Annotated in this window: 17 protein-coding genes, 2 rRNA genes and 1 riboswitch; of the genes, 4 read left to right on the top strand and 15 right to left on the bottom strand. The window is 68.0% G+C overall.

The features are described from left to right. The first annotated feature begins 194 nt into the window (after positions 1-194). Positions 195-1,046 (top strand): PhzF family phenazine biosynthesis protein, encoded by an 852-nt coding sequence (locus AWZ10_RS24840; RefSeq protein WP_060892069.1) that lies wholly within the window; start codon positions 195-197, stop codon positions 1,044-1,046. A gap of 13 nt (positions 1,047-1,059) precedes the next feature. Here the strand turns inward: AWZ10_RS24840 and AWZ10_RS24835 are convergent, their stop codons facing one another. Then, the gene (locus tag AWZ10_RS24835; protein ID WP_046709416.1) at positions 1,060-1,860 is read right to left on the bottom strand and encodes a CPBP family intramembrane glutamic endopeptidase; all 801 of its coding nucleotides are present in this window, start codon (positions 1,858-1,860) and stop codon (positions 1,060-1,062) included. 89 nt (positions 1,861-1,949) lie between these two features. Further along, entirely contained in the window at positions 1,950-3,464 is a 1,515-nt protein-coding gene (locus tag AWZ10_RS24830) for a glutamate-cysteine ligase family protein (protein ID WP_046709415.1), read from the bottom strand. 569 nt (positions 3,465-4,033) lie between these two features. Here AWZ10_RS24830 and AWZ10_RS24825 point away from each other — a divergent pair. Together AWZ10_RS24825 and AWZ10_RS24820 are read left to right on the top strand one after the other, a co-directional pair. Next, positions 4,034-4,618, top strand: a complete 585-nt coding sequence (locus AWZ10_RS24825) for a hypothetical protein (protein WP_046709414.1) — start codon at positions 4,034-4,036, stop codon at positions 4,616-4,618. A 402-nt stretch (positions 4,619-5,020) separates the two neighbouring features. Further along, positions 5,021-5,221 (top strand): DUF5999 family protein, encoded by a 201-nt coding sequence (locus tag AWZ10_RS24820; RefSeq protein WP_028796697.1) that lies wholly within the window; start codon positions 5,021-5,023, stop codon positions 5,219-5,221. A gap of 116 nt (positions 5,222-5,337) precedes the next feature. On the opposite strand, the gene gcvP is transcribed toward AWZ10_RS24820, so the two are convergent. Continuing rightward, on the bottom strand, positions 5,338-8,223 hold the full coding sequence (gene gcvP / locus AWZ10_RS24815; RefSeq protein ID WP_060892068.1) for an aminomethyl-transferring glycine dehydrogenase: 2,886 nt from the start codon (positions 8,221-8,223) through the stop codon (positions 5,338-5,340). Between the two features lie 172 nt (positions 8,224-8,395). Continuing rightward, a riboswitch (glycine riboswitch) is annotated at positions 8,396-8,492 on the bottom strand. Positions 8,493-8,616: 124 nt separating this feature from the next. Between gcvP and AWZ10_RS24810 the strand changes: the two genes are divergently transcribed. After that, on the top strand, positions 8,617-8,985 hold the full coding sequence (locus AWZ10_RS24810; RefSeq protein WP_060892067.1) for a PRC-barrel domain-containing protein: 369 nt from the start codon (positions 8,617-8,619) through the stop codon (positions 8,983-8,985). A 147-nt stretch (positions 8,986-9,132) separates the two neighbouring features. Here AWZ10_RS24810 and AWZ10_RS24805 read toward each other — a convergent pair whose 3' ends face one another. From AWZ10_RS24805 to AWZ10_RS24750, 12 genes are all read right to left on the bottom strand, one after another. Then, positions 9,133-10,485 carry a DNA polymerase IV gene (locus AWZ10_RS24805; protein WP_060892066.1) on the bottom strand — a complete coding sequence of 451 codons (1,353 nt, stop codon included), beginning with the start codon at positions 10,483-10,485 and terminating at the stop codon, positions 9,133-9,135. Between the two features lie 109 nt (positions 10,486-10,594). Continuing rightward, positions 10,595-11,239, bottom strand: coding sequence for a MerR family transcriptional regulator (locus tag AWZ10_RS24800; RefSeq protein WP_060892065.1), 645 nt, complete (start codon positions 11,237-11,239; stop codon positions 10,595-10,597). Positions 11,240-11,605: 366 nt separating this feature from the next. Further along, the gene (locus AWZ10_RS24795) at positions 11,606-12,079 is read right to left on the bottom strand and encodes a bifunctional nuclease family protein (protein WP_005475662.1); all 474 of its coding nucleotides are present in this window, start codon (positions 12,077-12,079) and stop codon (positions 11,606-11,608) included. A gap of 85 nt (positions 12,080-12,164) precedes the next feature. Continuing rightward, the gene (gene ftsR, locus AWZ10_RS24790) at positions 12,165-12,920 is read right to left on the bottom strand and encodes a transcriptional regulator FtsR (RefSeq protein ID WP_046708089.1); all 756 of its coding nucleotides are present in this window, start codon (positions 12,918-12,920) and stop codon (positions 12,165-12,167) included. A gap of 41 nt (positions 12,921-12,961) precedes the next feature. Beyond that, positions 12,962-13,900: an FHA domain-containing protein gene (locus tag AWZ10_RS48030; RefSeq protein ID WP_078935624.1), complete on the bottom strand. Its 939-nt coding sequence runs from the start codon at positions 13,898-13,900 to the stop codon at positions 12,962-12,964. Between the two features lie 61 nt (positions 13,901-13,961). Next, a complete protein-coding gene (locus AWZ10_RS24780) occupies positions 13,962-14,837 on the bottom strand; it encodes a DUF881 domain-containing protein (protein WP_060892064.1) in 876 nt (291 codons plus the stop codon). A 5-nt stretch (positions 14,838-14,842) separates the two neighbouring features. Beyond that, positions 14,843-15,175 (bottom strand): small basic family protein, encoded by a 333-nt coding sequence (locus tag AWZ10_RS24775; RefSeq protein ID WP_037704786.1) that lies wholly within the window; start codon positions 15,173-15,175, stop codon positions 14,843-14,845. Then, on the bottom strand, positions 15,172-16,077 hold the full coding sequence (locus tag AWZ10_RS24770; protein ID WP_107417492.1) for a DUF881 domain-containing protein: 906 nt from the start codon (positions 16,075-16,077) through the stop codon (positions 15,172-15,174). The genes AWZ10_RS24775 and AWZ10_RS24770 overlap by 4 nt, the downstream gene beginning before the upstream one ends. Positions 16,078-16,175: 98 nt before the next feature. Next, the gene (locus AWZ10_RS24765; protein WP_046708086.1) at positions 16,176-18,671 is read right to left on the bottom strand and encodes a mannose-1-phosphate guanyltransferase; all 2,496 of its coding nucleotides are present in this window, start codon (positions 18,669-18,671) and stop codon (positions 16,176-16,178) included. A gap of 112 nt (positions 18,672-18,783) precedes the next feature. After that, a complete protein-coding gene (gene clsA, locus AWZ10_RS24760; RefSeq protein WP_037704781.1) occupies positions 18,784-19,392 on the bottom strand; it encodes a cardiolipin synthase ClsA in 609 nt (202 codons plus the stop codon). A gap of 109 nt (positions 19,393-19,501) precedes the next feature. Then, a 5S ribosomal RNA gene (gene rrf / locus AWZ10_RS24755) occupies positions 19,502-19,618 on the bottom strand. A 96-nt stretch (positions 19,619-19,714) separates the two neighbouring features. After that, positions 19,715-21,006, bottom strand: a 23S ribosomal RNA gene (locus AWZ10_RS24750); the annotation flags it as partial.

Here is a 21,006-nt window from a genome sequence, read left to right as displayed (position 1 = left end):
GCGCGCATCCCGGCGGTCCGACGCCGCACGCCGCACGCAGCACGCAGCACGCAGCACGGCACTGTGCCAGAGCGCCCTGCGGGCAACCGCCCCGGCCAACCGGCACCCCGCCCCTCGAATGGCCCCCGAAAACGGGTCCACCCTCCTGGAATTGGCCTTGGCCCGCCGCTTCACCGACTGCCTAGCCTCGTCCCATGCGCATTCGTATCGTCGACGCCTTCACCGACCGCCCCTTCTCCGGCAACCCCGCCGGAGTCCTCCTCCTCGACGCCTTCCCGGACGACGTCTGGCTGCAGAACGTGGCCAAGGAGGTCAACCACGCCGAGACCGCGTTCGCCCATCCCCTCCCCGAGGGCGGCGAGGCCGACTGGGCGCTGCGCTGGTTCACGCCGGTCGCCGAGGTAGCGATGTGCGGCCACGCCACGCTGGCCACCGCACACATCCTGACCGGCACGAACACCCATGAGGGCCCGGTGCGGTTCGCCACGCGCAGCGGTGTCCTCATCGCCACGCCCCGGCCGGACGGCTCCCTCACCCTCGACTTCCCGACCGCGCCCCTCACCCCGGTCACCGTCCCGGAGGGCGTCTCCGGAGCTCTCGGAGCCGAGCCGCTGAGTGCCGTCGACACCGGCCCGAGCGTGGGCGACCTGCTGGTCGAGCTCGCCGACGAGAAGACGGTCCTGGGTCTCGCCCCCGACCTGCGCACCCTCGGCCGCTACTCCGAGCGCGGCATCATCGCCACCGCCCGCGCCGCGGACCCCGCCGCCGGCCACGACTACGTCTCGCGCTGCTTCTTCCCCAACCTCGGCATCGACGAGGACCCTGTCACGGGCAGCGCCCACACCGCCCTCGCCCCCTTCTGGTCGGAACGACTGGGCAGCCCGGACCTCACCGGCCTGCAGGCCTCCCCCCGCTCCGGCCTCGTCCGCACGGAACTCCGCGGCGACCGCACCCTGCTCTCCGGCCGCGCGGTCACGGTCATCGACGGCGAACTCCTCGCCCGCCCGCCTGCCCCCGACCACACAGCCCCGACCACACAGCCCTGACCACGGCTGCCCCTCACGGCGTGGGCAGCCAGTCCACCTTCCCCGCCAGCAGCGCGTACCCGACGAACGCCCCGATGTCGAGCAGCGAGTGGGCCACCACGAGCGGACCCACTCGCCCCCACCGCCGGTACAGACAGACGAACACCACGCCCATCACCATGTTGCCGACGAAGCCGCCGATCCCCTGATAGAGGTGGTACGACCCGCGCAGCACCGAGCTGGCGGCGAGCGCGCTCCCCGGCGACCAGCCGAGCTGCTGGAGCCGACGCAGCAGATACCCGACCACGATGACCTCTTCGAGGACCGCGTTCTGCATCGCGGAGAGGATCAGCACGGGGTACTTCCACCACACCTCGGGCAGTGCCTCCGGCACCACCGTGAGGTTGAAGCCTAGGCCGCGGGCCGCCAGGTAGAAGGCGATGCCCGTGCTGCCGATCACCGCGGCGATCGCCGCGCCCCGGCCGAGGTCGGGCCACGGCTTCGTACGGTCGAACCCGAGGGTGCGCAGCCCCGCGCCCTCGCGCAGCAGAAAGTGCGCCACCAGGGCGACGGGCACCAGGGCGGCCGTGATCCCGAAGAGCTGCCACGCGAGGTCCAGCCAGGGCCGCCCCGGAGCGGCCGAGGCGTTCATGGTGGCCGCCTGGTCCTTCAGCCCGCCCGGCTTGGTGACCGATCCGACGAAGCTGATCAACGCGGACACCCCGCTCGCGCCGAGCGAGACCGCGAGCACGAGCAGTGTCTCGTCCCTCAGAATCCGCCGCCCCGGCCGCTCCCCCGGCAGCGCACCCTCCACCGACTCCGCCTGCCCCTGCACCCACGCCTCCAGTTGTCCGGCCCCGCCGAGGGTCCATCATCACCCGCGGCGGTCCGGAGCATTCCGGCGGCTTGCCTCACAGGCGGCTCTCAGCCCAGCGGCACCGGCTCCGGCAGCCCGACCGGCCAGCTGTGGACCGGCTCCCCCGAGTGCATCAGCTCGCCGTACCGCCGGGTGGTGGCGGCCAGCGCCGCATCCCGGCCGAGGCCCTTGGCCAGAGCCTGGTGGAACGTTTCCACCTGCCAGGACGCCCCGTTGACCCGGCGTCGGCAGCGTTCCTCGATCACGCCGAGGTAGAAGTCCCGGTCGACCGGCTCGACTCCCCACGCGTCCAGCCCCACCTCGGCGAGCGGCAACAGCTCGTCCCGTACGAGATTGACCGCGTCCACCGGACCCATCCCGCCGTAGCGCCCGCGCGGCCACTGCAACCGCGCGTCGATGCCGTGCCGGCACGCCTCGTCGAAGTTGGCGGCGGCCGCCTCGAACGGCAGCCGTGTCCACACGGGCCGCGACTCCTCGGCGAGAGCGCGTACGACCCCGTAGTAGAAGGCCGCGTTGGCGATGACGTCCGTGATGGTCGGTCCGGCGGGCAGCACCCGGTTCTCGACGCGCAGATGCGGGACCCCGTCGGCGATGCCGTAGACGGGACGGTTCCAGCGGTAGATCGTGCCGTTGTGCAGGGTGAGTTCGGCGAGGGAGGGAATGCCGCCCGCGTCGAGGACGCCGATCGGATCCTCGTCGTCGCAGATGGGCAGCAGGGCCGGGAAGAAGCGCAGGTTCTCCTCGAAGAGGTCGTACGCCGAGGAGATCCACCGCTCCCCGAACCAGGTGCGCGGCCGCACTCCCTGGGCCTGGAGTTCGGGCGGCCGGGTGTCGGTGGACTGCTGGAACAGCGGCGGCCGCGACTCCCGCCACAGCTCGTGCCCGAACAGGAACGGCGCGTTGGCGCCGATGGCGACCTGCGCGGCGGCGACCGCCTGGGCGGCGTTCCACACGTCGGCGAACCGGCCCGGGGTGACCTGGAGGTGCAGCTGCACCGAGGTGCAGGCGGCTTCGGGCGCGATGGACTTCGAGGTGCAGACGAGCCGCTCCACCCCGTCGATGTCCAGGGTGAAGTCCTCCCCGCGGGCGGCGACGATCTGATCGTTCAGCAGGGTGTAGCGGTCGCCCTCGGAGAGATTCGAGGAGACCAGGTCGTCACGGCCCAGTGTGGGCAGGATGCCGATCATCACGATTCCCGCGCCCACCTCGATCGCCTTGCGGTCCGCATACGCGAGGGATGTGCGCAACTCCTCGGAAAGCTGGTCGAATACCCGGCCCTCCAGCCGGTGTGGAGCTATGTTGACTTCCAGATTGAACATGGCGAGTTCTGTTTGGAAATCTCGGCTCGCAATCCGCTCAAGTACTTGCGCATTCATCATTCTCGGCAGACCGTCACCGTCGACAAGGTTCAGCTCGATCTCCACACCCATGAGGTTCTTGGGGCGGTCGAACCGCTTCTCCTCCAGCAACCGCTCCAGCCCCGTGAGGCACTGCCGGAGCTTGTCGCGGTACTGCTGGCGATCCGAGAGGCCGAACGGCCCCGCAACGACCTTTTCCCCCATCGAAGTGTCCCTCCTCGGATGGGCAGGCCGACGACTCGGCCACTGCTGTCCCGGGTCCACGGTTGATGATGCCCAGGCAGAGCCGCTGATAACGTCCCAAGCTCGACCTGCACACGCTAGGCTGAGCACGGTCACCTCCGACCTTATTCACTCGACATGCTTCTGGCACATTCAGCGGGCATGAAAGAGCACGCGCTTTCTCCCCCGTGCGCTTTCGTGAAAAGCGCCGACGAGAACCGGCCGTCCGCTACGCAACGGTAATCCGAGGTCACCGGCACACCCCCACAGAAAATCGGGGTGATAGCCATGGTCCGGCGACCGGATACCGCCTTGCTCTTCATATTCGGAGCGGCTAGCCGAAACCTCGTGTGAACACGTGTCGTATAAACTCCGCAAACGAGGCTGAGAGCCGGCACTCGCGGTCCTCGGTCCTGCCGTCAGGCCACGGGCGGCGGACCCTGCCCACGCACCGGACCCCGGGCACCCGCCTCTCCGACCCCGAGAGCTGACAGCGACGTCCGCCCCCGCCCTCGCGCCACCGTGCCTGTCGAATGGAGAGGCGACCCACCATGCCGCTGCATGTCCCCCCGGCTCCCGCGCCCGCCCTGCGCACCGTCCTCACGGCACTCGGTTCTCCCACCGCCGTCCACGAGGCACGAACACCCTCCCTGAAGAACGCCCAGGGCCCCGCCACACCCGAACTCCCGCTGCCCGTCCACGTACTCGACCGGATCACCCCGGAGGGCACGGGCACCGCCCGGCTCACCGGATGGCGGTTCCTGATCCGCTGCGGCGACCGCGCCGTGGCCGCCGCCGAAACCCGGCTGACCCCGGACGGCTGGGCGTTCTCACACTTCTTCGAGGGCCCCTACATCACCTCCACCGAGCGCGCCCTGCGCCAGGCCGAGGTCATGCAGCAGCCCTACCAGCCACGCCTGCTGTCGGTGCCCGAGCTGTACATGCTCACGCTCTGGCTGCACGCCGACCCCACCGCCGACGGCGCCACCGGCCACCCGGCACCGAACGACCTGCTGGTCCCGCTGGCGCCCGCACCGCCCGGCATAGCGGCCCACCGGCCACACCGGGTCGCCGATCTCCTCCCGGTGCTGACCACCCGGCTGACAGCCGCCCCACTCCTGGGATCGCCCGCCTGACACCAGGGCCGCCTCGTCATGCGTACCGCTCGCGCCCCGCTGCCGATATCCGGTGGCGGGGCACTTGCTTTCCCCCTTACCGGGAATTGCCGCTCTTTCGGGCACCAATACGCTCGTACGAGCTATTCACGCACCTTCCCCGGCGTCGGACTAGCCCCATCCGGCCATGGCGAACCACCCGAAGGGGCAGTGCGGTTGAGATGAACCATCCGGGCAGGCGATGCGTCATCAACCTGTGAAGAAGTCGTGCTGCGAAATGCCTGCGGATTGACGCCCGTGGGGCAACACTGGGACCGGACCGATTTATCACAACGGGGGGCGGCCATGAACGGGGCTTCAAGCCGCGGGACAGACAAAACAGCCATCTCAGACCACACGACAAACCGAAAGATCCCAACAACCATGTGCCAGCACCAGCCACTGTGCCCGACTGCCGAATCCGCCGACCGGGAAGGCGCCCGACTCGTGGCGCACCACCCGGAGCAGGGATGGAGCCTGCTCTGCAACGGCGTTCTGCTCTTCGAGGACACCGGTGAGCTCCTGCCTGACGGCCAGATCATCGCGCCGCACCGCCCGATGGGCACGGTGATGACAGCCGCCTGAGTCGCACTCATGTGCGCGCAGGGTGAGCGTCCCCGCACAGGACGTCCGCCCGGACACAAGAGGGGCCGGCCGGAGAAGCACTCTCCGAACCGGCCCCGACGCGTATCCGCGCCCGACTACTCTTCGTAAGCGTCCAGCGGCGGGCAGGAACAGACCAGGTTCCGGTCGCCGAAGGCCTGGTCGATCCGGCGCACCGGCGGCCAGTACTTGTCGGCGCGCGAGACCCCGGCCGGGAAGACCGCCTCCTCGCGCGTGTAGGCGTGCTTCCACTCCCCGCCGAGCGCGCCCGCGGTGTGCGGCGCGTTCCGCAGCGGGTTGTCGTCCGCGGGCCACTCGCCCGAGCCGACCTTCTCGATCTCCGCGCGAATCGCGATCATCGCCTCGCAGAACCGGTCCAGCTCACCGAGGTCCTCCGACTCGGTCGGCTCGATCATCAGCGTCCCGGCCACCGGGAACGACATCGTCGGCGCGTGGAAGCCGTAGTCGATCAGTCGCTTGGCGATGTCGTCGACGCTCACCCCGGTCGACTTGGCCAGCGGCCGCAGGTCGATGATGCACTCGTGCGCCACGAGCCCGCCCGGGCCGGTGTACAGCACCGGGTAGTGCGGCTCCAGCCGCTTGGCGATGTAGTTGGCGCTGAGCACGGCCACCTGCGTGGCCCGCTTGAGCCCCTCACCGCCCATGAGCCGGACGTACGCCCACGAGATCGGCAGGATGCCCGCCGAACCCCACGGCGCCGCCGAGATCGGGCCCACGCCCGTCTCCGGGCCGGCCGCGGGCTGCAGCGGGTGGTTCGGCAGGTACGGCGCGAGGTGCTCGCGCACCGCCACCGGCCCGACACCCGGCCCACCGCCGCCGTGCGGGATGCAGAACGTCTTGTGCAGGTTCAGGTGCGAGACGTCACCACCGAAGTGCCCCGGCTTGGCGAGACCCACCAGTGCGTTGAGGTTGGCGCCGTCGACGTACACCTGACCGCCCGCATCGTGCACCTGCGCGCAGATGTCGGCCACATGCTCCTCGAACACCCCGTGCGTCGACGGATACGTGATCATCAGCACGGACAGCTCATCGCGGTACTGCTCGATCTTCGCCCGCAGATCCTCGACGTCGATCTCGCCGTCCTCGGCGGTCTTCACGACGACGACCCTCATGCCGGCCATGACGGCGCTCGCCGCGTTCGTGCCGTGCGCGGAGGACGGGATGAGACACACGGTCCGCTGCTCGTCGCCATTGGCCCGGTGGTACCCACGTACGGCCAGCAGCCCGGCCAGCTCACCCTGCGAGCCCGCGTTCGGCTGCAGCGACACCTTGTCGTACCCGGTGGCCTCCGCCAGCCCCTCCTCCAGCTCACGGATGAGCGTGAGATACCCCTGCGCCTGCCCGGCGGGCGCGAACGGGTGCAGCTGGCCGAACTCCGGCCACGTCACCGGCTCCATCTCGGTGGTCGCGTTGAGCTTCATCGTGCAGGAGCCCAGCGGGATCATGCCCCGGTCCAGCGCGTAGTCCCGGTCGGCGAGCCGGCGCAGGTAGCGCAGCATCGCGGTCTCGGAGCGGTGGTCGTGGAACACCGGGTGCGTGAGGTAGTCGTCCGACCGCAGCAGCGATTCGGGCAGTGTGTCCGCGGCGGCGGCGTCGAGGGCCTCGACGTCCCCCTCCACCCCGAAGGCGGTCCATACGGCACCCAGCTGCGCCCGCGTCGTGGTCTCGTCGCAGGAGATCGACACCAGGTCGGCGTCCACGAGGTGCAGGTTCACGCCATGTTCCCGCGCGGCGGCCACCACCTCTCCGGCCCGCCCCGGCACCCGCACGGTGAGCGTGTCGAAGTACGCCCCGTGCACGACCTCGATCCCACCGGCCGCGAGCCCCGCGGCGAGCACGGTGGCGTACCGGTGGGTACGCCCGGCGATGGTCCGCAGCCCCTCCGGCCCGTGGTACACGGCGTACATACCGGCCATCACGGCGAGCAGCACCTGCGCCGTGCAGATGTTGCTGGTCGCCTTCTCCCGGCGGATGTGCTGCTCCCGCGTCTGCAGGGCGAGCCGGTACGCCTTGTGCCCGTCCGCGTCCACGGAAACCCCGACGAGCCGTCCGGGCAGACTGCGCGCGAACTTCTCCTGCACGGCCATGTAGCCCGCGTGCGGCCCACCGAAGCCCATCGGCACACCGAACCGCTGCGTCGTCCCGACCGCGATGTCGGCGCCCAGCTCACCGGGGGACGCCAGCAGCGTCAGCGCCAGCAGATCGGCGGCGACGGTGACGAGCGCGCCGAGTGCGTGCGCCTGCTCGATGACCGGCTTCAGATCCCGTACGACACCGGAGGCGCCCGGGTACTGGAGCAGCACCCCGTTGATCTCCCGCCCGGCGATGTCGGCCGGAATCCCCGCACGGAGGTCGGCGACGACGACCTCGACGCCGGCCGGCTCGGCACGGGTCTCGATCACGGCGATCGTCTGCGGCAGCACGTCCGCGTCGACGAGGAAGAGCCCCTTCTTGTTCTTGCCCATGCGGCGGGACAACGCCATGGCCTCGGCGGCGGCAGTGCCCTCGTCCAGCAGGGAGGCCCCGGAGGTGGGCAGACCGGTCAGCTCGGCCACCATGGTCTGGAAGTTGAGAAGAGCCTCGAGCCGCCCCTGGGAGATCTCGGGCTGATACGGCGTGTAAGCGGTGTACCAGGCCGGGTTCTCCATGACATTCCGCAGGATGACGGGCGGCGTGAACGTCCCGTAGTACCCGAGCCCGATCATCGAGCCGAGCACCTGGTTGCGGTCCGCGAGCGACCGCAGCTCGGCGAGAACCTCGGCCTCGGTCCGCGCGCCGGGAAGGTCCAGCGCCTCGGCGTTCTTGATCACTTCCGGGACCGCGGCCGCCGTCAGCTCGTCGAGCGAGCCGTACCCGACGTGCGCGAGCATCTTGGCCCGGGCCTCGACATCTGGGCCGATATGGCGCCGCTCGAAGGGGATTCCCTGTTCGAGCTCGGAGAGCGGAATGCGATGGGCGGTCATTGCGGAGGCCTCCTGGTCTGACACGACCTTCGAGGGGCACCACGGCACGGGCGCCCCGACGGCCTCCCCCTCTGTCATCTCAACCTGAGAGCTTCACCGGTCCAGGAACGAACCGGCTTTCACCGTCGGTGAGAGCGGACGCCGAGACACCCGCTCTGCTTTCCAGAGTGACCTCGTCCGTGCGGTACGTGAGCCTGAGAGATTCCGGGGAGGATTTGCTCCTTCGGCGCCTCCGGATGGTGTCCGGAGGACTCTCCCGCACGGGGTCAGCAGCCGCTGCCAGAGTATCAGCGCGGCTCACGCACGAGTCTTCGAGTGGCCACCTTCCCCGATGTGCCTTTTCGTAGGGGTGAGGGATGATTGCGACTCCTCTGCGAACCACTTGGAGGGCCCGTGCAGACCGACATCGATCCGCGCAACCTGATCGGCCGCAAGGCGTTCGACCGCAAGGGCAGCAAGATCGGCACCGTGGACGAGGTCTACCTGGACGACGCCACCGGCATCCCCGAGTGGGCCGCGATACGCATGGGGTTCTTCGGCCGCGACGCCTTCGTCCCCCTGGAGCCCAGCAAACTGATCGAAGGCACCCTCCATGTCCCCTTCGACCGCACCCTCATCAAGGACGCCCCCGACTTCGGCGTAGGCCGCCACCTCTCCCCGGAGCAAGAACTCCAGCTCTACCACCACTACGGCCTGGACATAGCCCCGCCCCCACCCATGGACCACGACCTCGGAAACGTCGCGGGGCAGGAAGACGCCTGACCGATGGCCCCGGGGGAATCCGCGCCTCTTCTCCCCCGCCCCCACGCTCCCTGACTTCCTGCCTGGCCCGGCCCTCCCTTACGTCGCTTCCTCACACCCTCCTCCGTCCCGCCCCACCACAACGGAGCAGACTCGGTCCCGCCCACCTCAGCCCCGCACCCCATCCGGCACCAGCGGCAACGGCTCCGCCGGCTCCAGCGCCGGATCGTCCGTCCTGAAGGTCCGCACCCGCCCCGGCCCCACGTCGAGCGGCGTCTCGAACCGCACGGTCACCCGCCCCAGCCCGCTCCCCTGCACCCACCCATGCCCGTACTCGGCATGCCGTACGTCATTCCCGGCCCTCCACTGCCGCTCCGCACCCGCGCTCTCCTCCACCGCGGGCGCTTCCGCGGCGGCCCCGGTCTCTTCCTCCACCAGCTCCGGCTCCCCCGCCGCCTGCGCGAACAGGTCCTCCTGCGTGTAGTCGGCGAGCCCGCTCACCCCCACCCCCAGCAACCGCACCCCACCCGTCGTGTCCACGGCCTCCAGCAGCCGCGCCGCGGCCTCCCGCACCACCGCGGGGTCGTCCGTGGGCCCCCGCAGCGTCTCGGACCGGGTCAGCGTCGAAAAGTCGTACCGCCGCACCTTCAACACGATCGTCCGGCCCGACAGCCCGGCACCCCGCAACCTCTGCACGCACCGGTCCGCAAGCCGTTGCACCTCCATCCGGACCCGCACCCGGTCATGGATGTCCACGTCGTAGGTGTCCTCCACCGACACCGACTTCGTGTCCCGCTCGGCCACCACCGCCCGGTCGTCCCGCGCCAGCGCCATCGCGTACAGCCCGTGTCCATGGGCCTTTCCCAGCAGCCGTACGACCTCGTCCTCCCCCGCCTCCACGATCTCCTCGACCGTGGTGATCCCGGCCCGCCGCAGATGGTCCCCGGTCGCCGGCCCCACCCCCGGCAGGATCCGCACGGACATGGGCCCCAGCAACGCCCGCTCGGTCCCGGGCTCGATCAGCACCAGCCCGTCCGGCTTGGCCTGCTCGGAGCCGATCTTCGCGAGCATCTTGGAGGCCGCGAGCCCGACGGATCCCGTCAACGCGGTCACCGCCCGTATGTCCGCACGCAACCGCGCCCCCACCAGCCGTGCCGATGCCTCGTCCCGGGCGGCGCCCCCGGCCTCCAGGTCCACGAACGCCTCATCCAGGCTCAGCGGCTCCACCAGCGGCGAGAGATCACGCAACAACCCCATGACCTGATCGCTGATCGTCCGGTAGAACGTGAACCGCGGCGTGAGATACGCGGCGTTCGGCGCGAGCCGACGCGCCTGCGCCGTCGGCATCGCCGAGTGCACTCCGAGTACGCGGGCTTCGTACGACGCCGTCGCGACCACTCCACGCGGCCCGAGCCCGCCCACGACAACGGCTTTCCCACGCAGACTCGGCTTGGACGCCTGCTCCGCCGAGGCGTAGAAGGCATCCATGTCGAGATGCAGGATCGTGGGCGCGGTTCTCACATCTCCGATGCTGCCCTACGCCACTGACAATGCCCCATGCGACCGGCTCCCCAGGCCACGCCCGCGCCCCGAGCGGCCTCGCCTCGGGGCAGGCAGGCCGCGATGCCCCTCAGACCGCCCGGTTCCGCCGCCGCGCGAGCTCGTCCGCGGGATTGTGGCCCACGAGCGTCTCCCCCGTGTCGACCCGCTCCCCGTGCAACTGAGAGAGAGCGCTTTCCACGTCACGCCAGACCACCCCGACGGCGATTCCGAAGACCCCCTGGCCGCCCTGGAGCAGGGCGTGCACCTCGTCGGGCGAGGTGCACTCGTAGACCGTCGCACCGTCGCTCATCAATGTCATCCGCTCCAGATCGCTGAAGCCCCGCTCCCGCAGGTGCTGGACGGCGGTGCGGATGTTCTGGAGCGACACTCCCGTGTCGAGGAACCGTTTCACGATCTTCAGGACGACGACGTCCCGGAAACTGTAGAGGCGCTGTGTCCCCGAGCCCTGGGCGGTCCGCACGCTCGGCTCCACGAGACCGGTGCGGGCCCAGTAGTCGAGCTGCCGGTAGGTGATGCCGGCGGCCGCACACGCTGTGGGACCGCGATAGCCGACGCTCTCGTGCGACTCCGGAGTCGCCTCCGCACCGTCCTGCACAGCCGTGGGCCGCTGCGGGACGTGACCGGCCGCGCTGCCGTGAAGCGGGTACGGGCCGCCGTCCCCCAGTTTGCGTCCGGGGGCACCCCCAGCCGTACCGTCGCCGCTGCTTCTCACGCCGACCTCCGTCCTTGACCTGCCCTATCGACGGTAGGCAGCCACCAGGGGCGCGTCAACGACCACCGCACTCGCCACGCCGAGTGATAATCACCCTGAGAGTGGTTTCCCGTGCCCTCCCGCGGGGAAAGGCTAGCCGAATGCGCTCCGGCCAAGCTGCCTGACAGCGCACCCGCCCCGGGCATGTGCCGCCCCAGGGCGAACACTCGCACCGACCGCGCCCACGGCGCCCTCGCACCGGCAGCTTCGACCAGCCACACCGGACGCGCCTCTGCCGGCCCGTCGCGCGACTCTCCCGCGCACCTGCCACCGGTGACCACCGGCGGCGTCAAGGCCCGTCAGCCCTGCCGGACCCCAGGCCCGACCTCACTGACTGTTCGTCCCGAAGTCCTCGGGCGAGATCTGGTCGAGGAACTCGCGGAACTTCTCCACCTCGTCCTCCTGCTCGTCCGGGATCGCGATGCCCGCGTCGTCGAGCACCCCGTCACTGCCGAAGATCGGCGTTCCGGTACGCAGCGCCAGCGCTATGGCGTCGGAGGGACGGGCACTCACCTCGACCCCACTGGCGAACACCAGCTCCGCGTAGAAGACGCCCTCACGCAGGTCGGTGATGCGCACTTCCGTGAGTTCCTGGCCCACGGCCTCCAGCACGTCCTTGAACAGGTCGTGGGTCAGCGGTCGTGCGGGGGCCATGCCCTGCTGGGCGAAAGCGATCGCCGTCGCCTCCCCCGGCCCGATCCAGATGGGGAGGTAACGGTCGCCTCCCACTTCGCGCAGGAGCACGATCGGTTGGTTGGAGGGCATTTCGACCCGGACACCTACGACATCGAGCTCGTTCACACAGCAACCCTAGGCCGTGCTCGGGATGTTTGGGTAGTCGGGCTCGGATCGGCCGACCGATCCGCCACAGGCGAACACCGCCGCCTCAGCGGAGCCGTACACCCAGCGCACTCTGCACGAGAGCGGCGTGCAACTTGACCGTGAGCCCTGCCAGCTCCCTCGTACGGTCCTCCGCATGGGCCCTGGTCTGCGGATTACGGTGGCGGCGCAGGGGCGCCACGACCTGATCGACGAGCCCCGCCTCGCGGTCCGCGGCCGCCCGCATCAATCTCAGATGCCGGGGCTCGATACCGAACCGCCCCAGTTCCACCACAAGCGTGGCAACGGTGAGAACCTCGGCGTCGTACGACCCGTCCGGCAGTGGGGCCACCAGCCCGTACGACTCCCACTCGGCCAGCTGCTCCTCATCGATCCCGGCGCCGACGACGAGCTCGCCGCGCCCTATCCGGGCGGCCGTAGGCTCCTCGGGCTCCCCGAACAGCTCGCTCAGGCGCTCTGCGTCACCAACGTCGCGCTGACGCCCCACGGACGGCGGACGGACGTCCTCACCACGCCCCAGAGCCTCCAGATACTCACGGATCACCTTGAGCGGCAGATAGTGGTCCCGCTGCATCCTGAGGACGTGTCCGAGCCGCTCGACGTCCTCGGCACTGAACTTGCGATACCCCGAGGGGGTCCGCTGCGGCTCGATGAGCCCCTCCGACTCCAGGAAACGGATCTTGGAGATGGTTACCTCGGGAAACTCCTCGCGCAATGTGTTCAGCACCGTGCCGATGCTCATCAGGCCACTGTCCGCGGCGGCGGTGCCGTGGTCGGCACCACCGCTCGTTGTTCGAAGCATGGACCTTCCCTGGGGTTCCCCGGACGCGGTCCGGGGGAGGGTCAGTAGCCCCGCTGGCTCGCGTAGAAGACCAGCCGGTACTTGCCGATCTGCACCTCGTCGCCGTTGTGCAGGGCGACCTGGTCGATCCGCTCACGATTGACGTACGTGCCGTTCAGACTGCCGACGTCGGCGACCGTGAACGAGCCGTCCTGACCTCGACGGAACTCCACATGGCGACGCGACACGGTCACGTCGTCCAGGAAGATGTCGCTCTGCGGATGACGGCCCGCCGTGGTCAGATCGCCGTCCAGCAGGAAGCGACTGCCCGCGTTCGGGCCACGGCGCACGACCAGCAGCGCCGAGCCGAGCGGCAGCGCGTCGACGGCTGCCTGGGCCTCGGGGGAGAGCGCCGGCAGCTGAGTCTGACCGGTGACCTCGGAGTCGTAGGCCTCGAGGCCGGAGATGGAGATGGTGGAGGTCGTCTCGGACGGACGCTCGGCGGTCGCGCCGGCCCGCAGCGGAGCACCGCAGTTCGAGCAGAAGCGGCTGTTCTCCGCATTGCGGTTACCGCACCTCGTACACACCAGGGCCGACATCGACGGATCCTCCTGCCGCGGCTGCCCCGCCGGGGCATTGGACGCATACGGGTCTGAGGCCCCGAAACCTATGCGGCCCGACTGGGCAGGGTCAACAGACGGCGCGCCCTGACCTCCCGAAATGTCACCTCCCGGACCAGTCACCTGGTCCCGGAACAGCGGGCGCTCACCGCCCTGCCCCTCCGCTTCCGAAGGCTGCGCGCGATGACGGGAGGTCGCGTTGTCGCTTCCCTCTCGCGCGCTCTTGCCGAACAACTTCGCAAACAACTTCACGGGCGATTCCCCTTGACCGAAACAGACCCGCCCGTGGGGCAGGACGAACCCTGACTGAACACACCGGCCGACCCGGACAACCTCACAACGTCCGTATCCACCAGACAGTTTCCACCACGCACCAACCATTCGGTGCGCCGACCCCCCGCAACCTCATGCCCTCGCCGGACGGGCCCCATGCACCTACGGTTCACCGGGAGGACGACCGAGCGTAGTCAGGCCGCTTCGCCGCTCGCAAGGCATCCACGACGATCTTGTCCGCCCGCCGCACGGTCACGGTGGCCTGCTCCTTCTCCAGTGTCTGCACCACGCCTCCGGGGATGTTCAGTGCGGGCTCGAGGTCCTGCGGGTTGCCGATGACCTTGAAACGAAAGGGCTGGGTGATCTTGTTCCCGTCGACACTGACTCCCTCGCCGGAATCGGTCAGATAAGTGCTGGCCACGACCCGGACGCCGTTCACCTGGATCGCCTCCGCGCCGGCCGCGCGCAGCTCCTGGATCGCGTCGAGCAACATGTTCGCCTCGACCGTCCCCTTCGTATCGTCGATCGTCAGTGTGATGCCGGGTCCCTGCGCCGCCACGGTGCCCGCCAGAATGCCGAGCTGCCGCTCCTTCTCGACCGTCTGCTTGCGTGCCTCCTCGGCCTGGTCCGAGCTGTTCTCCAGCTCGGTGCGCTGATCCTCGAGACCCTGCTTCTCCTCCTCCAGACGCTGAGTACGGTCATCCAGTTCATCCAGGATGCGTACGAGGTCTTCCTGGCGTGCTCCGCGCAGCGCGCTGTCGTCGTTGTTGGAGGCCACCTGGATGGCCAGTCCGAAGCCGAGGCCGAACAGCAGGAGGGCGACGATGAGTTGGGCACGGGTGAAGCGCGGCGGCCACAGTCCCTGTGCCAGCCGCTGCCGTCCGGTCAGCTTGTCCTTCTCCTCCCGCGGAGCCTCGCCGGGCTCCTCGGCGGCCGTGGAGGGCACTTCCTGGGGGAGTTCCCGGCGTAGCTGGGTCGTCGGTGTGTCGTCCTCTCCCCCGCCCGTTGTCGGCTTCGGCCTCGGCGTCTCGTCCCGCTCGTTCATCGGCCTCACGCCCGGAACACGTGCCGGCGGATCGCCGCGGCGTTGGAGAAGATACGGATACCGAGGACGACCACGACGCCCGTGGACAGCTGGGCGCCGACGCCCAGCTTGTCGCCGAGGAAGACGATCAGGGCGGCCACGACCACGTTCGACAGGAACGACACCACGAAGACCTTGTCGTCGAAGATGCCGTCCAGCATCGAGCGCAGACCACCGAAGACGGCGTCGAGCGCCGCGACCACGGCGATGGGGAGATACGGCTCGACGACCGCCGGTACCTCGGGCCGGACCAACAGTCCGGCCACGACTCCGAGGACGAGGCCCAGTACGGCGATCACGATGTGCCCTTCTCTGTGCTGGGTTGTGCTGTTCGTACGATCACGCTCGGCGCGGCCGGCACCTTGATGTCGTCCTCGACGGAGATGCTCGTCCGGATGCCGAAGTTCTCCTGGAGGGCGTGCAGATACAGCCCGTCGGGGCTGTTCTGGAACTTGGTGCTCAACCGTTGCCCGTCCCCCACCGCGAGGACCGTGTAGGGCGGTGCCAGCGGCTTGTTGTCGACCAGTATCGCGTCGCCGGCGGCCCTGATCGCCGACAGCGCGGTGAGCCGCTGTCCGTTGATCGAGACGGCCTCGGCGCCCGACTCCCACAGCCCGTTGACGACGCGCTGCATGTCCCGGTCGCGGACCCGGCCGGTGTCCGAGAATCCGGACGTCTCTCGCGGGTCACCGTCACCGCCCTGGCCGGCGCCCTTGGAGTCGTTGACGACGAGCCGCACCCCGGGGCCGTGCACCTCGACGGCGCCAGACAGGATGCCCACCAGGTCGTGCCCGGCGCTGCCGCCGTCATCCTTGAGCGCCTTGCGCTGCCGTGCGCTCACGTCGTCACGGAGCTCGTCCACGGAGTCCTCGAGCTTGTCCGCGGCCGCGGTCTCCTCCTGGATCCGGTCGATGAGCTCCTCGCGCTCCTTGGCGACCACGGGAGCGCTTATCCGCGCCTGCGCCGCACCCACCGTCACCACCAGGGCGGCGAGCACCAGGCCGACCGCGAGCCCCACCTTGGCCCGCACGGTTTTGGGCGTGCCCTCGGTGCCCGCGGCCTTCCTGCGGGCGGCGGCCTCGGCGTATCCGTCATCGAGGCTGTGATCCATGACGTTGTTGAGCAGCGACATGGAGGCGTCCGGACGCGACGGGCGCGTGGGTGTGCTCCGAACGGGGGGCTGCTGCGGCATGCCGCACATCGTCGCACGTCGCGACCACTACCTCCGAATGGCCCCACCGGCGTGCCGGACAGGCCCCGTTGAGGGCACCTGTCCGGCACGCGCGCGTGCGAGGCGGTTCAGCGACCCGCGCTGTCCACGACTGCCGACCACTCATCGAGCAGGGCCTGCGCGGAGGCGTCGTCGGGCCCCTCGGCCCACAGATGAGTGACGGCCTCGGCCGGGTCCGGCAGAACCATCACCCACCGACCGTCCGTCTCCACGACCCGCACACCGTCGGTCGTGTCGACGAAGCGATCCCCGGCCGCCTCCACGACCCGGCGCATCACGAGGCCCTTGACGGCCCACGGGGTGGCGAGATCCCGCTTGAGGACATGCGCCCGCGGAATACGCGCGTCGATCTGGCTGAGTGTGAGCTGTGTCCGCGCCACCAGCCCGATGAGCCGTACGAAGGCCGCCGCCCCGTCGAAGACGCTGCTGAACTCCGGCACGATGAACCCGCCGCGCCCGTCACCGCCGAAGATCGTGGTCTCGTCCCCGCCGACCCGCGTGAGGTCGTCCGGCGAAGTGGTCGTCCACTCGACCTGGGTGCCGTGGTACGCCGCGACCTGCTCGCCGATCCTCGTGGTGGTCACCGGCAGCGCCACCCGGCCGCTCCGCCGCTCCGCGGCCACCAGGTCGAGCATGACCAGCAGGGCCCGGTCGTCCTCGACGATCCGCCCCTTCTCGTCGACCAGCGACAGCCGTTCACCGACCGGGTCGAACCGCACACCGAACGCGGCTCGCGAGGACGCCACGATCTCGCCCAGCCGCACCAGCCCCGCCCGCCGCATGTCGCCCGTCTCCGTCGGCCTCGACTCGTCGAGACCGGGGTTGATCGTCAACGAGTCGACACCCAGCTTGCCGAGCAGACTCGGCAGCACGAGACCGGCACTGCCGTTGGACGCGTCCACGACGACCTTGAGTCCCGACTCGGCGATCCCGGTCGTGTCCACGTTCCGCAGCAACGAACCGGTGTACGAGTCGAACACACTCGCCGGGAAGTACAGGTCCCCGATCTCTCCCGGGAACGCGCGCCGGTACTCCTGCCGCGCGAACACCCGGTCCAGCTTCCGCTGACTGGCCTGCGAGAGGTCGGCACCCTGGCCGTCGAAGAACATGATGTCGACCGAGTCGGGAACGCCCGGCGTCGTCCGAATCATGATCCCGCCGGCACTGCCCCGCGCGGTCTGCTGCCGCGCCACCGGCAGCGGTACGTTCTCCAGATCCCGTACGTCGATGGCGCTGGCCTGCAGTGCCGAGATGACCGCCCGTTTCAGCGCACGGGCACCTCGGGAGTGGTCTCGGGCAGTGGTGACCGTGGAGCCCTTCTTGAGCGTCGTGGCGTACGCTCCGGCGAGCCTCACGGCCAGCTCGGGGGTGATCTCCACATTCAGGATGCCGGAGACACCACGGGCGCCGAACAGATGCGCCTGCCCCCGGGATTCCCAGATCACCGAGGTGTTGACGAAAGCACCGGCCTCGATCGTCTTGAACGGATAGACGCGAACGTTCCCCTGGATGATCGATTCCTCGCCGACGAGGCACTCGTCGCCGATCACCGCGCCGTCCTCGATCCGTGCGGCCCGCATGATGTCGGTGTTCTTGCCGACCACGCATCCACGCAGATTGCTGTGCTGGCCGATGTAGACGTTGTCGTGGACCACGGCCTTGTGCAGAAAGGCCCCGCTCTTCACGACGACATTCGAGCCCACCACGGTGTGTTCACGGATTTCGACGCCGGCCTCGACCTTGGCGTAGTCCCCGATGTAGAGCGGTCCTCGCAGCACGGCGTCGGGGTGCACCTCCGCGCCTTCGGCGATCCACACTCCGGGCGAGAGTTCGAACCCGTCGATCTCGACGTCGACCTTGCCCTCCAGTACGTCCGCCTGAGCCTTCACATAGCTCTCGTGCGTACCGACGTCCTCCCAGTAGCCCTCGGCGACATAGCCGTAGACCGGCTTGCCCTCCTTCATCAGCTGTGGGAAGACGTCACCGGACCAGTCGACGGGAACATCGGCCTCGACGTAGTCGAACACTTCGGGCTCCATGACGTAGATGCCCGTGTTCACGGTGTCCGAGAAGACCTGCCCCCAGGTCGGCTTCTCCAGGAACCGCTCGACCTTGCCTTCCTCGTCCACGATCGTGATACCGAATTCCAACGGATTCGGCACCCGTGTCAGACAGACGGTGACCAGCGCACCCTTTTCCTTGTGGAAATTGATGAGTTCGGTGAGGTCGAAGTCCGTGAGGGCATCGCCGGAGATGACGAGGAACGCATCGTCCTTCAGCGCTTCCTCGGCGTTCTTGACGCTCCCGGCGGTACCGAGTGGCTTCTCCTCATTGGCATAGGTGAGCTCCATCCCGAGCTCCTCGCCGTCACCGAAGTAGTTCTTGACGAGTGACGCCAGGAACTGGACTGTAACGACGGTCTCGTTGAGCCCATGCCTTTTGAGCAGCCTCAGTACGTGCTCCATGATCGGGCGGTTCACCACGGGCAGGAGCGGCTTGGGCATGCTCGAGGTCATGGGGCGAAGGCGTGTGCCTTCACCTCCGGCCATCACGACGGCCTTCATGTCGGAAGCGTCCTCCTTGAAGAGACGGTCAAGCCGACTTCACCCGTCCAGATTGTCCCGCACTTTTCCAAAGCGGGCCATCGAGCCACTACGGCCGCCCAATCGGGCGGGCTCAATCGGCCATGGCGTCCGCACTGACGAGTCGGCGGACCTGAACCACGTAGAGGATCCCTGCCCACCAGTACAGGGTTGTACCCCATCCAGCGAACGCCCATCCGAAAATAGCAGCGAGTGACGAGATCCATCCACTTCCGTCACTGAGCAGTAGCAACGGGAAGGCGTACATCAAGTTGAAGGTAGCCGCCTTCCCGAGAAAGTTCACCTGGGGCGGCGGATAGCCGTGCCGCCTGAGGATGCCCACCATCACCAGCAGAACCAGCTCCCGCAACAGCAGTAGAGCGGTCAACCAAAATGGCAGAATCTCGCGCCAGGTGAGTCCCACCAGAGTTGACAGAATGTACAACCTGTCAGCCGCGGGATCGAGGAGCCGGCCAAGACTGCTGATCTGGTTCCAGCGCCGCGCCAGCATGCCGTCCAGATAGTCACTGACGCCGCTGAGAGCGATCACCAGGAACGCCCAGCCATCGACCTTGGGACCGCCGAACTCGGGCCAGAGAATCAACCACAGGAAGACGGGCACGCCAACGAGCCGCGCCATGCTGAGAATGTTCGGGATGGTGAGGACCCGGTCCGTCTGGACCCGGGTCTCCTGTACCTCCACCCGGGGGCCTCCTGTGGGAAATGAGCCAACGATGCCCTCTGACCCTACCTCAACGCAAAAAAGCTCTGGCTCTTGGGCAGTGTGCCCAAGAGCCAGAGCTCTAAAAGGAGTTCGGCGGCGTCCTACTCTCCCACAGGGTCCCCCCTGCAGTACCATCGGCGCTGTAAGGCTTAGCTTCCGGGTTCGGAATGTAACCGGGCGTTTCCCTCACGCTATGACCACCGAAACACTATGAAACACTCAACCGCACCATCCCCCGTGACCAAACAAGGGAATGGGGTTGTTCGTGGTTTCAGAACCAACACAGTGGACGCGAGCAACTGAGGACAAGCCCTCGGCCTATTAGTACCAGTCAACTCCACCCGTTACCAGGCTTCCATATCTGGCCTATCAACCCAGTCGTCTACTGGGAGCCTTACCCCATCAAGTGGGTGGGAATACTCATCTCGAAGCAGGCTTCCCGCTTAGATGCTTTCAGCGGTTATCCCTCCCGAACGTAGCCAACCAGCCATGCCCTTGGCAGGACAACTGGCACACCAGAGGTTCGTCCGTCCCGGTCCTCTCGTACTAGGGACAGCCCTTCTCAATATTCCTGCGCGCGCAGCGGATAGGGACCGAACTGTCTCACGACGTTCTAAACCCAGCTCGCGTACCGCTTTAATGGGCGAACAGCCCAACCCTTGGGACCGACTCCAGCCCCAGGATGCGACGAGCCGACATCGAGGTGCCAAACCATCCCGTCGATATGGACTCTTGGGGAAGATCAGCCTGTTATCCCCGGGGTACCTTTTATCCGTTGAGCGACGGCGCTTCCACAAGCCACCGCCGGATCACTAGTCCCGACTTTCGTCCCTGCTCGACCCGTCGGTCTCACAGTCAAGCTCCCTTGTGCACTTACACTCAACACCTGATTGCCAACCAGGCTGAGGGAACCTTTGGGCGCCTCCGTTACTCTTTAGGAGGCAACCGCCCCAGTTAAACTACCCATCAGACACTGTCCCTGATCCGGATCACGGACCCAGGTTAGACATCCAGCACGACCAGACTGGTATTTCAACGACGACTCCACAACCACTGGCGTGGCCGCTTCAAAGTCTCCCAGCTATCCTACACAAGCCGAACCGAACACCAATATCAAACTGTAGTAAAGGTCCCGGGGTCTTTCCGTCCTGCTGCGCGAAACGAGCATCTTTACTCGTAGTGCAATTTCACCGGGCCTATGGTTGAGACAGTCGAGAAGTCGTTACGCCATTCGTGCAGGTCGGAACTTACCCGACAAGGAATTTCGCTACCTTAGGATGGTTATAGTTACCACCGCCGTTTACTGGCGCTTAAGTTCTCAGCTTCGCCACACCGAAATGTGACTAACCGGTCCCCTTAACGTTCCAGCACCGGGCAGGCGTCAGTCCGTATACATCGCCTTACGGCTTCGCACGGACCTGTGTTTTTAGTAAACAGTCGCTTCTCGCTGGTCTCTGCGGCCACCCCCAGCTCAGGAAGCAAGTTCCCTCACCAGTGATGGCCCCCCTTCTCCCGAAGTTACGGGGGCATTTTGCCGAGTTCCTTAACCATAGTTCACCCGAACGCCTCGGTATTCTCTACCTGACCACCTGA

Source organism: Streptomyces europaeiscabiei (genome assembly GCF_001550375.1).
Classification (GTDB): domain Bacteria; phylum Actinomycetota; class Actinomycetes; order Streptomycetales; family Streptomycetaceae; genus Streptomyces; species Streptomyces europaeiscabiei.
This window is presented reverse-complemented; position numbering and strand designations above follow the sequence as displayed.